At 69.6% G+C, this 11,993-nt stretch carries 9 protein-coding genes; 3 read left to right on the top strand and 6 right to left on the bottom strand.

Annotation, left to right across the window (positions count from 1 at the left end; all coding sequences use genetic code 11):
* Nucleotides 1-9: 9 nt before the first annotated feature.
* Together ABD346_RS35175 and ABD346_RS35180 are read left to right on the top strand one after the other, a co-directional pair.
* Nucleotides 10-663 carry a response regulator gene (locus tag ABD346_RS35175; protein WP_344380381.1) on the top strand — a complete coding sequence of 218 codons (654 nt, stop codon included), beginning with the start codon at nt 10-12 and terminating at the stop codon, nt 661-663.
* Between the two features lie 7 nt (nt 664-670).
* Nucleotides 671-1,816 carry a sensor histidine kinase gene (locus ABD346_RS35180; protein WP_344380382.1) on the top strand — a complete coding sequence of 382 codons (1,146 nt, stop codon included), beginning with the start codon at nt 671-673 and terminating at the stop codon, nt 1,814-1,816.
* 75 nt (nt 1,817-1,891) lie between these two features.
* Here the strand turns inward: ABD346_RS35180 and ABD346_RS35185 are convergent, their stop codons facing one another.
* Genes ABD346_RS35185 through ABD346_RS35210 form a run of 6 tightly spaced genes read right to left on the bottom strand, consistent with a single transcriptional unit; the run spans nt 1,892 to nt 7,488 of the window.
* Nucleotides 1,892-2,446, bottom strand: a complete 555-nt coding sequence (locus tag ABD346_RS35185) for a hypothetical protein (RefSeq protein ID WP_344380383.1) — start codon at nt 2,444-2,446, stop codon at nt 1,892-1,894.
* 23 nt (nt 2,447-2,469) lie between these two features.
* Nucleotides 2,470-2,907, bottom strand: coding sequence for a hypothetical protein (locus ABD346_RS35190; protein ID WP_344380384.1), 438 nt, complete (start codon nt 2,905-2,907; stop codon nt 2,470-2,472).
* Between the two features lie 49 nt (nt 2,908-2,956).
* Nucleotides 2,957-3,757: a hypothetical protein gene (locus ABD346_RS35195; RefSeq protein ID WP_344380385.1), complete on the bottom strand. Its 801-nt coding sequence runs from the start codon at nt 3,755-3,757 to the stop codon at nt 2,957-2,959.
* 51 nt (nt 3,758-3,808) lie between these two features.
* Nucleotides 3,809-4,267, bottom strand: coding sequence for a hypothetical protein (locus ABD346_RS35200; protein ID WP_344380386.1), 459 nt, complete (start codon nt 4,265-4,267; stop codon nt 3,809-3,811).
* A gap of 42 nt (nt 4,268-4,309) precedes the next feature.
* Nucleotides 4,310-5,866 carry a phenylacetate--CoA ligase family protein gene (locus tag ABD346_RS35205; protein WP_344380387.1) on the bottom strand — a complete coding sequence of 519 codons (1,557 nt, stop codon included), beginning with the start codon at nt 5,864-5,866 and terminating at the stop codon, nt 4,310-4,312.
* Between the two features lie 26 nt (nt 5,867-5,892).
* Nucleotides 5,893-7,488 (bottom strand): pyridoxal phosphate-dependent decarboxylase family protein, encoded by a 1,596-nt coding sequence (locus ABD346_RS35210; protein ID WP_344380388.1) that lies wholly within the window; start codon nt 7,486-7,488, stop codon nt 5,893-5,895.
* 1,075 nt (nt 7,489-8,563) lie between these two features.
* Here ABD346_RS35210 and ABD346_RS35215 point away from each other — a divergent pair.
* On the top strand, nt 8,564-11,644 hold the full coding sequence (locus tag ABD346_RS35215; RefSeq protein WP_344380389.1) for an endo-alpha-N-acetylgalactosaminidase family protein: 3,081 nt from the start codon (nt 8,564-8,566) through the stop codon (nt 11,642-11,644).
* Nucleotides 11,645-11,993 lie beyond the last annotated feature (349 nt).

The following is an 11,993-nucleotide window of genomic DNA, read 5'->3' on the forward strand; positions in this document are numbered from 1 at the left end:
TATAGGGGCATGTCGATCACAGTGGTCATCGCGGACGACCAGGAAATGGTCCGTACCGGCTTCCGGATGATCCTGGAGAGCAGGGCCGACATCGAGGTCCTCGCCGACGTCGTCGACGGGCACGCCGCCCTCGAAGCCGTCGAGCGCCTCCAGCCGGACGTGCTGCTCCTCGACATCCGGATGCCCGGCCTCGACGGCCTCGAAGTCACCCGCCGCCTGGCCGGCCGCGACCGCCCCCGCATCGTCATCTGCACCACCTTCGACCTCGACGAATACGTCCACGCGGCGCTGCACGGCGGCGCCAGCGGCTTCCTCCTCAAGGACGCCAGCCCCGAAATGCTCGTCGAAGCGGTGCGCGCCGCGGCCGCCGGGGACTCCCTCGTCTCGCCCGCGATCACCGTGCGGCTCCTGAAGGAACTCGCCTCCGCCCGTCCCGCCGACGGCGTCCGCAAACCGGTCGAGCCGCTCACCGAACGCGAACGCGACGTCGTACGCTGCCTGGCCCGCGGCGCCACCAACGCCGAGATCGCGCGCGAACTGTACGTCTCCCTGTCCACCGTGAAGACCCACCTCGCCAACGTCCAGGGCAAACTCGGCGCCCGCAACCGTGTCGAGATCGCCGCCTGGGCCTGGGAGAGCGGACTCGCCACGAGCGCCGCGTGACCGGCCCGTGAGCCCCGTACGCCGCTGGCTCGGCCATCATCCGCGCGCCGCGGCCGCCGCCCGGCCCCTGCTCGCCGCCGTCCTCGTCGCCCTCGTCACCTACGAAGGCGTGGCCCTGGCCCGCCAGCCCACCCGGCCGCACGCCATCGTGTGGAGCGCCGGGATCGTGGTGTGCTTCTGCGCGGTGCCCTGGAGGAGGATCCCGCTCGTCCCGCGCGCCTGGACCGCGGCCGCCGTCAGCTGGACCGCGACCGCCCTGCTCTTCACCGGCCGCCCCGAGATCGTCTGGGGCATGGGCGAGGCCATCGCCCTCCTGGTGCTGCTGTCCTCGGTCCTGCTGTACGCCCCCGCCCGCACCGCCGCCGTCCTCGGCCCCGTGCTCGGCCTCGGCTGCACGGCGGCGCCGGTACGCGACGCCCAGCCAGGCCGCTTCACCCTGCTGTTCGCCGTGCTCGCCGTCGTGGTCAGCGCGTACTCGCTGCTCCTGCGCGCCCAGTCGGGCCAGCGCGTCCGCGACCTCGAAGCCGTACGCACCGCCGAGCGCATCGAACTCGCCCGCGAACTCCACGACTTGGTCGCCCACCACGTCACCGGCATCGTCGTCCAGGCACAGGCCGCCCGCTTCACCGCAGTCTCCGGCGAACGCGCCGCCGAGTCCTTCGCCCGCATCGAGGAGGCGGGCGGCGAGGCGCTCGGCGCGATGCGGCGCCTGGTGCGCGTGCTGCGCGAGGGCGAGGCGGAGACCGAGCCGGTGGCCGGCCTCGCCCAGGTCCGTGAGCTCGCCGCCCGCTTCTCCCGCGCCGGACCCCCGGCCGTCCTGTACATCGAGACCGGCCTGGAGGAAAGCCTGCCCGGCGACGCCGCGGCCCTCGCGCACCGGGTGGTGCGCGAATCCCTGACCAACGTCCGCAAACACGCGGCGGACGCCACGGCCGTACGCATCGGCATCCGCACCACCGGCAGCGGACTCGAAGTGCGCGTCGCCGACGACGGGTCGAGCGCGGCCACCCTCGCCGAACAGGCCCGCGGCGGCGGCTTCGGACTGGCAGGCCTCACCGAACGGGTCACCGCGATGGGCGGCGAACTCGCCGCGGGCCCCACCCCCGAAGGCGGCTGGCAGGTCACCGCGGTCCTGCCCCTCGACGAGGAGTAGGGCGCGCCCGCCGGATCCGCCGACGGGCGCGCCCCGGCCCCGGCCACCGATGCGGAGGCGGCCGGGGCGGCTCTGTCAGACCGCGAGGACCCGGATCGAGGGGTGCTCCACGGTGTTCAGGTACAGCTTCTCCTTCTTGCCGTCCTGCTCCAGCTCCACCACCAGGCGATAGCGGTACACACCCGACCGCGTGGTGCTCAGGATCGTGCCCGCCCAGTAGTAGTAGACCGGCGTGAACGGGTCGCGCATGCGGTCCGGCATCCCGTAGATCTTCAGCTCCGTACAGATCTTCCGCTCGATGACGTCCTCCTCGTCACCCCGCTCGGTGTCGAGGAAGACCAGGCTGCTGATCTTCGGCATCGGCGGCCAGGTGCCGTCGGGCCGCTTCTCCATGTCGACGGGCCGGATGATCCAGTTCAGGACCTGGCCCTGCTTGCAGACCGTCTCCAGCTGGTGGGTGCCCTGCCCGGTGCCGCCCACGCTGTTGTCCATCATGTACATGGAGTCCTTCAGCGAACCCGTCGCCGCCGCCCGCCCCATGTTCACGAGCGTCACGACATTGAGCTGTACGGAGTTCAGCTGACCGGGGTTCTGCTTCTCCACCTCGCTGGTGCGCGTACTCGTACTCAACGCTCCTCCTTCGGGCACGCCGGTCAGCCGAACAGGGCCGGCGACACAGTGGTCGTGATGGGCTCGGTCCTCGTGCCCACCTTGAACTTGATCTGGTACGGCACGGACTGCACGTCGTCCTTCTTCACCGTCCCGATCCAGTACGCGACATCGGTGCCGGGATAGATCTTCCGCTCCGGCTCGATGACGTCCCTGTCGATCACGATGTCGTCGATGCTGACGAACGCCTCGCACTCCAGCGCGAGCACGTTCCACAGCAGCTGGTCGCCGCGCCTCACCTTCGTCCGCAGCTCCTCGGTGCCGAACCCGGTGGAGCCGCCCGCCTTGTTGGTGTCGTACAGATACAGGTGGCCGTGCACGCTGTGGGAGGCGAGCGCCCCCACGCAGTCCACCACGGCGGTGATCGAGATCGGCCGCTTGGCGGCGGCCCCGGTCTCCCGCAGCCTCGGTTTCGTGGTCATCTGCTCCTCCTCGTTCTGGCTGGGTCAGGGGTCCTGCGCGCAGGGGGCGCTATGAGAACGGGCGGGGCGGGATCGGCAGCAGACCGAGCCCCGCCTTGGTGAAGGCGTTCCGCTTGGGTTCGGTGATGACCCTGATCCGCGACTCGCACGTCAGGTTCACCGGCTCCCACAGCGACTCGCCGCCCTGCTGCACCAGCCGGTGCAACTGGATCCGCATCGTGTACGCGTAGGTGCCAGGACGCGACGTGTCGACCGTCGCCGACCAGTACCAGCCGTCGGTCACCAGGTCCGGCGAGCCGTACTCCGCGGGATAGATGACCTTCTCGTCGACGGCCTGCCCGTAGATGTCGGTGATCACCGGAGCGGGGTAACTGTGCGCCTGGGTATCGCCGTTGGACACCACCTTGCCCGTCACATCCAGGACCTTCTGGCCCGACAGACGGCCCCGGGTGCGCCGGGTCGTCTTCACGCGGCGGCCCGCGCCCTGCCGGATCCGGTTCAGCTCGGCCGCCGCGTCCACCCCGGCCGCACTCGACTTCACGGCCAGGTCCTCCAGCTCGGCGAGCGCCTGCTCGTCCGTCTGCCTCGCCCGCTCGGCCTCGTAGCCGCGCGGCACCGTCGGCGGGATCGAACCCAGGCTGTAGGGAAGCCAGTTGAGAACCTGCTCGCTCGCCTGCGAACCGTCCTGCCAGTACGAGCCGTTGATCGCGGTCACCAGGTCTCCGGTGCCCTGGTTCTCCGATCCCTGCAGCTTCATGTTGTCGAACAGGTACGTGTTGCCGTGCAGCGTCCGGGACTCCAGCGCGTTGCCGACGTCCACGAGCACGATGACCGCTAGCTGCTGGGGCATGAGCCCACCTTCCTCATCTCTCGTCGGGGGTTCTGCTCGTCGGGCTTCCGGCTACAGGCACATCAGCGCGGGCGACTCGATGTGCAGGGTGCTGTACTCGCCCTCGTACATCTGCACTTCGAGGCGGTACGGGTGGGCGACCCCCGGCGCCAGATAGGGCACGACCCCGCTCCACACGTCCAGCTCGGGGTTGTGCCGCTCCCCGTTCCGGCTCTCTTGCACGGGGCCGGGCGCGGCGGGGGGCGCCTGCTCGGCCTCGTGCCCGCCGTCGGCGTCCGGGCCGAGGAAGGTGATGCTCTTGATCTCGACCGGGGTCTGGAGGTCCACGGCCAGCGCGGACCAGGTGACGACCTGTCCGGGCTTGACGACCGTGACCAGCTCGGGGGTGCCCTGCCCGGTGCTCGCCAGCGAACCGTCGTCGATCATGCAGAGGTTCCCGTTGCGCAGGGTGCCGTCCGAGAGCGCCCCGATGACGTCCACGACCACGACGATGTTGACCTTCGGGTTCATCCTCACTCCTGTTCTGCTGTAGGGGAGTTGTGCCTGACTGCCCTAACCCCGGTCCCGCACGAGCGGCACCTTGCCCACCGCCGTCCGCTCGATCTCCGGCGACGCCTTGGGGACGAACTTCAGCTGGAACCGGTAGCCGGTCTTCTCGATCGACAACGGGTTCGCCTCGCCCTGGTTGAACAGCGACAGGGCGCGCGGCACCGCGTTGACGAACACGCTCTGCAGCCCGTACGGGCCGAGCGTGGTGTCCATGCGGTAGGTCAGGGCCGGTACGTCGTCCACCGAGGCGACCAGCGTGATCGTGCGCCCCTCGCGGTGGTTGACGAACTGCACCTCGTGCGCCACCTCGTCCAGGTCCACCGCGGTGGCCGTCCGCAGCTCCTCGCGCAGCGCGTCATAGGCGCGGGCCGCCGAGTACTGGCTGTCGGCCAGGTGCAGGATGTCGCCGGTGCGCCCCGCGAACTCGAACTGCTGGGTCTTCAGGCCCGGCCCGTCCAGGCGGGGCCGGCGGATCATCCGGTCGCCCAGCTTGAGCCGGAGCAGCGGCGCCTCGTGGGCGTGCAGCCGCGTCACGACCAGCTCGCCCTCTTCTCCGTCGCCGACCCAGCGCCCTTGCTCGTCCACGATCTCGACCAGGTGAAGGCCGGGCACGGACGCCAAGTACGGTGATTCGGTGCGCAGTTGGAGCCCGATGGTCTCGGCCTGGGTCGCCGCGAAGTAGCTGAGGATCGCCAGGTTCGGGTAGATCGCCTGGAGCTCGGCCCGCTTGCGCTGGGCGAGCACCCCACTGCCGTACAGGGCGACCCGGAAGCTGTCCCGGGCCTCGCGGCTCATGCCCGCACCGAGCTCGGCCAGGATCGCGATGCCCGCGGTGATACCCATCAGGGCCTTGGGCCCCGGGTAGGAGAACATGTGCTCAAGGACCCCGGCGGTGACCGGTCCCGCCCCGATGTAGTTGACGCCCGGCACGTTCTGCAGAACACCGCCCACCATGGTGCCGCTGCTCCACATCTGGTAGTCGGCCAGCGTGGTGTACAGCCACTTGGGGTCGGCGCCCCGCAGATATGCGGCGAGCTGATAGGTGCCCATGAAATGGCCGGCGATCTCGTACGTGTCCCGCAACTCGCGCAGCGAGTACACGATTTCGAGCGGGCGGCCGCCGCTGGTGCCGCCGCTGGCCACTATTTCGAATCCGCCGTGTCCGATCGGAACGACCATGCCGGGCCGGTCGCCCATGAAGAAGTCGCGCTGGGTGTCCTTGTCGGACAGCGGAATGCGCTGCCATTCCTCGAAGGTGGCCGGAGCGCCGGTGACCCCGGCCTCGGTGAGCCGGTCCCGCCACAGCGGATTCAGCATCGTCGTGTTGACCATCTGCTGAAGCCGGCGCAGCGTCAACGCGTCCTGGATGTCATGTGCTGTCTCGCTGTACGGGCTCTGGCAGACCCGTTCGCATTCGCGGATCTTGCCGGCGAACGAGGCGAGATGCGGCACGACGGAGACGGAATCCGGTTTCACCTCCCAGTCCGGTATGAGCCAGCCCGCCAGTTCTCCGGCGTCCCCGGGTGCCACCCGGTCCTTCGGCTCGTGCACTGAACTCATGGACAACCCCTTTTCGTTGGTGGTCCTTACCGGGAGTGGTGCGTCCGGCGGAGCAGATCCTGTCCGGCCCGCCGGATCTCGCCGAGCAGCATGCGGAAGTGCTCCGACGTGACCTGATGGTTCATCATGACCACGCGCAGAGCGGCGACTTCCGCCACGTTCACCTTGGAGATGAAGAAGTTGCCCTCGAATTTGATCCGGTTCCTGATCTCCACCTGGAAGTCGTGCACGTCCTCGTCCCGCAGCCCCGGCGGGCGATAGCGGAAGCAGAGAATATTGGCCTCCGGGTGGTGCAGCGTCTCGAAGTCCGGCTCACCCTCCAGTATTCGGTGGACGTCGCCCGCCAGACGGCACAGGTACTCGATCTTCTGGGCGAAAAGAGCCCGTCCGTGGACCGCCCACAGCGTCCACAGCGGCATGATCATCGGGCGCTTGGTGCATTCGAAGTTCTTCTCGCCGCTGTCGAGAGCCGTGTAGATGTCCGGCTCCGCGTCGAACACGTAACTCGCCTGCTGGCGGAACGCGCCGAGGCTGTTCTCCCTGTTCCGGTAGAAAAGCAGCGTGCACGGCGCGGGCGTGAACATCATTTTGTGCGCGTCCCACGTCAGGGAATCCACCTTCTCGATTCCCCGCAGTTTGTGCCGCAGTTCGTCCGACACCAGCAGGCTCGCGCCGTGCGCGCCGTCGACGTGCAGCCACAGATCGCGCTCGCGGGCCAGGCCCGCGAGTTCGTCCAGCGGGTCGAAGGCGCCGACCGGCGTGGTGCCGGCCGAGGCCACCAGACAGAACACCTTCAGGCCGCGCCGCTCGGCCGCGTCCAGGACCGGACGCGCCCGCTCCACACAGATCTGGTGCCGCTCGTTCAGCGGGAGCCGCACGAGCTGGGCGTCGCCGATGCCCAGCACCCCGGCCGCCCGCGCCACGCTGTAGTGGACGTCGTCGCCGACCGCGATGGCCGGCCTGAGCTGCCCCGTCAGGGCCGAACCGCCCTCGGACCAGTACCCGGGGAAGGCCCGGTTGCGGGCCGAGAGCAGCGCGGTGAGGTTGGCGAGCGAGCCCCCGGAGGTGGTCACCATCGCGAAGCTTCCCGGGTCCCAGCCGATGAAGGCGTTGAGCTCCTCGGCCATGATCTTCTCGGCCACATTGGGGAGTTGGGCCGCCTCGTAGAACGAGGACGGCTGGTTGACGACCGAGCTCACGAAGTCGATGACCCCGGACAGCGGTACGACTCCGGAGAACTGGCGTCCCATGTATCCGGGCGAATGCACCTGGATTCCGGTCTTGATGTACAGGTCGACGATCGCGGCGAGCCTGTTCTCGTCGTACGCCGCGATCTGTTCGCGTTCCGTGGTCATCAGGGCCCTGGCCGCGTCGACGAGGATCGCGGGGTCGGTCAGGTCGAGCCCCCTGATCGAGAAGTCGGCGAGATGTTTCTCCAGCCTGGCGACGACCGTCTCGGACTGCTCACGGAAGAGCTGGGCGTCGAACGCCTCCAGTAATAATCCGCTTTCGAGCGTTCCTGTCGCATGAGGCGGCGAGGACGTGGCCCCCGCCTGGGCGGAGAACGGCTCCGTACCGTCGGGCCGCACACCGAAGGGATTCTCCGACCGGTATTCCGTCAACGGGATCTCCTCTGAAGAATGTGGCGCATCCGGGCATGACGATGACCGGAGGCTGTCGAGGCAATCGGGAAACGTCCGGGGAAAGGGTCCGGCGCACCTGGTCGAGGCGCGATCGTGGCCCTGGGAACGGAGCGGCCCGCAGGGTGGCGCGGGCCCGCTGTCGGCATGGTGCGGAGGGGAAGGAATGATCGGTGCAATCGCAGGAAGGAATGGTCCGGGCCGCTCCATGCCGGGCGCCACGTGTCAATGAGATGGCTGCCGACATCCCGGTGAATTCCTCATGTCCCCTTACGGGGCCGGAAGTTCACTCACTCGTCATGGCCTGAGGCCGGGGCCGCCCTCGTCCGGGTTCCGTGGAATGAGGCCGCGCCGGCATCTGTTCGTCGTGAAGCACGTCATGAAGTCCGTCGTGACGTGTGCTGTGAAGTTCGGCGTGATGTTCGTTGCGAGGGGGCAGGCCCGGCCCGATGTCCCCGTTCTGCGGCACCTGTCGGTGCGGCGGTCCTGAACTCCGCGCCACAGTGCGGCGCACCGGGCAACGCCCGCATCCATACTGTTCCGTTTCACCCGCACCATCGGCGTCCCGCCCCCCTCTTGCTCCCCGAAGGCGAAGAACTCCACGACCGTTCGGCCGAGCCCCATTCGGCCAAGTGCGCGACGGCTCACCGCGCGCTCACTTTCGATCATGGCCAGCGCTTCGCAGGAACAACAGTAGGGGCTCACATTCGGTAGCCGAGCAGTTCCGGAGAGTCTGTCCGAAAAGAAGCAAGAGGCATCCCGGAACCCGGCGCGCTTTTCGGACAGCGCGGTTTCCGCAATGCGCGGGCGGGCGTCACGGGCAACAGGAGATTCATCCATTGGCATAGACCAGAGGCAGATCCTTTCTGCCATGCGCTACGGCCGCCGGCCCGCCGTCCCCGCGGCCGGTAAACGTCAACCGGGCAGCGCGGGCCCCACTCCCACCCGCCACCGGAACCCGTTAGTCCAACACTTCTCGCTTCTTTGTCCATGGGCGCACCCGCACCGTGCGGCACATCGTGGCCCGCACCGGAAGCCGCCACGAGAAGGAGCGAGCGTGAACGCCGAACAGCACGGGCCGAAGCGGAGGACAGTGGTCGCGGCCACCGCCCTGGCGGGCGCCGGAGCCACCCTGGGCATCCCCTCGACGGCGCTCGCCGCAGCACGCGCGGCGGGGGAGGCGGTGCTGCGCTCCGCCGCACTCGACGTCCGCGTCGACACCGCCTTCCCGCGCATCGTGTCGTACACGGACCGCGCCACCGGCGCCGTGCTGCACGGCCAGGAGGACCCCGTCACCGACGTCCTCATCGACGGCACCGCACACACCCCCAAGGTGACCGCACGCCCCGGCCGGGACCGCATCGCCTACACCCTCGGCTTCGACGGCGGCACCGAGATCGCCGTGGAGATCCGTGCCGCCGGCCGCCGCGTCGACTGGCGGGTCACCCGCATCGACGACACCGCAGCCCTGCGCGTCGGCACCCTCCAGATCCCCGGCCTCGCCCTGCTCTCCGTACGCAGCGACCAGCCCGGCGCCCAACTCATCGCCGCCCAGCTCCAGTTGGACAAGTCCAAGAGCGGCGACACCCTCGTCACCCCCACCGCCACCACCGCCCCCGACACCAAACCCACCGGCTGCGCCTACGCGGTCCTCGCCCACCACGCGCTCGGCGGCGCCGTCGAGACCAACACCGTCTACGACAATCCCGCCGCCACCCCCGGAGCCACCTGGGAGAACGGCCGGCTGTGGCGCCAGACCCTCAAGAGGGACGGCTACGTCAAGGCGCAGCTCGTGCCCGGCCAGTGGACCCACCGCGCCGCGACCTCACCGACCGGTGCCACCGAGCCCCTCCCGTACGCCACCGTCATCGTCACCGGCGACCGCAACGCGGACGGCGTCGTCGACTGGCAGGACGCCGCCATCGCGTTCCGCGACATCATGGTCACCCCGCTCGGCGCCGACGACCAGCACCTGCGCGTCGTCGCGCACATCCCCTTCAACTTCGCCTCCCAGGCCACCAACCCGTTCCTGGTCACCCTCGACAACCTGAAACGGATCTCGCTGGCGACCGACGGACTGCGCCAGTACACCCTGCTCAAGGGCTACCAGTCGGAGGGCCACGACTCCGCCCACCCCGACTACGCGGGCAACTACAACAAACGCGCGGGCGGCCTCGCCGACCTCAACTCCCTGGTGCGCGAGGGCAAGAAGTGGAACAGCGACTTCGCCGTCCACGTGAACGCCACCGAGTCCTACCCCGTGGCCAACGCCTTCTCCGAGACCCTCGTCGACAAGGCCAACCGGCAGTGGGACTGGCTCGACCAGTCCTACCGCATCGACCAGCGCCGCGACCTCGTCTCCGGCGACATCGTCAAGCGCTTCGCCGACCTCCGCCGCGACACCGACCGCGGCCTGAACGCGATCTACCTCGACGTGTTCCGCGAATCCGGCTGGACCTCCGACCGCCTCCAGCGCGCCCTGCGCGACCAGGGCTGGCTCGTCGCCTCCGAATGGGGCCACGGCCTGGAACGCTCCTCCCTGTGGTCGCACTGGGCGAACGAGACGGACTACGGCCCCGACACCTCGCGCGGCATCAACTCCCAGCTCATCCGCTTCATCCGGCACCACCAGAAGGACGTCTTCGCCAACAAGTGGCCCACCCTGCTCGGCCACGCCCACATGGGCAACTTCGAGGGCTGGACCGGCAAGACCGACTGGAAGACGTTCTACGACCTGATCTGGACGGAATCGCTGCCCGCCAAATACCTCCAGGCCCATCCCATCGAGCGCTGGACCGACCACGAGATCACCTTCGCCGGAACCGTCCCCACCTCGGTCTCCGACGCGACGGGCACGCGCCGCATCACCACCGACGGCCGCCTCGTGTACGACGCCGGCACCTACCTCCTGCCGTGGGAACCCCGCAACGCCACCGACCCGGCCAAGCTCTATCACTACAACCCGCGCGGCGGCACGAGCCGTTGGCGACTGCCGCGCGGCTGGTCGGGTGCGCGCAAGGTGTCCCTGTACCGGTTGACCGACCAGGGCCGGGTGTACGTCGGCGACCTCCCGGTCCGGGCGGGCGAGGTCACCATCGCGGACGCGGCGGCGGGTCAGCCGTACGTGGTGTACCGGGAGCGGGCACGAGGCCAAGGGGATGCGAACTGGGGTCAGTTCACCCCCGTCCGCGACCCCGGGTTCAACTCCGGCACCCTTGAAGGCCGGCAGGTGACGGGCACGGCCAAGGTCGTCCTGAGCCCGCTCGGCGACTACGAACTGGTCCTGCCCGCAGGGGGCGCGGCCACGGTGAGCCAGCGCCTGGCCCGCCTCGCGCCGGGCACGTACTCCGCGTCCGTGCAGGTCGAGGTGGGCGAGAAGCCGGGGGAGCGGCGCCGGGCGGCACTCGACATCCGCACGGCCGACGGGATCACCGCCACCAACTGGACCGACGCCTCGACGGCGGGCAACTACGTGGCCGCCGACCGCAAGCACGGCACCCGCTTCCAGCGCATGTCCGTCCCCTTCACGGTGCCGCCGGGCGGCGGCCCGGTGACCCTGACGCTGCGCGCCGAGGAGGGACCGGCGAGGATCCGCTTCGACAACGTAAGGGTCGTGCGTTCCGAGCCGACCGCCCGCCCGGGCACCCTCGCCTACGAGGACTTCCAGAACGTGCCGTCCGGCTGGGGCGTCTTCGTGAAGGGCGACGCGGGGGGCTCCACGGACCCGCGCACCCACATCGCGCAGCGGCACGCGCCGTTCACCCAGCGAGGCTGGAACGGCAAGGCGGTCGACGACGTGGTCGACGGCACGGAGTCGCTGAAGTCGCGGGGCGAGAACGAGGGGCTGGTCTACCGGACGGTGGACCATACGGTCCGCTTCCTGCCGGGGCGGCGGTACCGGGTGTCGTTCCGGTACGAGAACGAGAAGGCGGGGCAGTACGCGTGGGTCACGGCGGTGGACGAGCCGGCCCCGCGCGAGCTGACCCGGGTGGCGCTTCCGGTGGCCGTGGAACCCGCCCTGTTCGCCTACGAGTTCACCGCGCCGGAGGTGGGGGTGGCCTGGGTCGGCCTGAGGAAGGTGGGGGACGACGGGGTGGCGGAGGTGACGCTGGACGCGTTCGAGGTGAGGGAGGTCTAGCCCAGGCTCCGGCGGCTCGGCGTGGCCGGGGGAGGTGGCGGAGTGCGCCGGGGCTCCGCCCCAGACCCCGGGAGCGCCCCGCCCCACCCCTCCCCGAAACCCTCCGGGGGTTGGAGTAAAGGGTGAAGCCAGGCCTTCTGGGGCTCCGCCCCGGACCCCGTTCGCGCCTGAAGGGCGCTCGTCCTCAATCGCCGGACAGGCTGAGAGTGGGCTGAGGTCCGTGATCGCCTGACAGGCAGCGGACATCCCATGAGTACTCCGCCGGGGCCAACCCCGCTGGGGGCGCGGGGGTTGCGTCCATGGAGATGGTGTACGGGTTCGACCTGATCCGGGGGTTTGCTCCGGCGTA

The organism is Streptomyces mauvecolor (assembly GCF_039532965.1).
In the GTDB taxonomy this organism is placed as follows: domain Bacteria; phylum Actinomycetota; class Actinomycetes; order Streptomycetales; family Streptomycetaceae; genus Streptomyces; species Streptomyces violascens.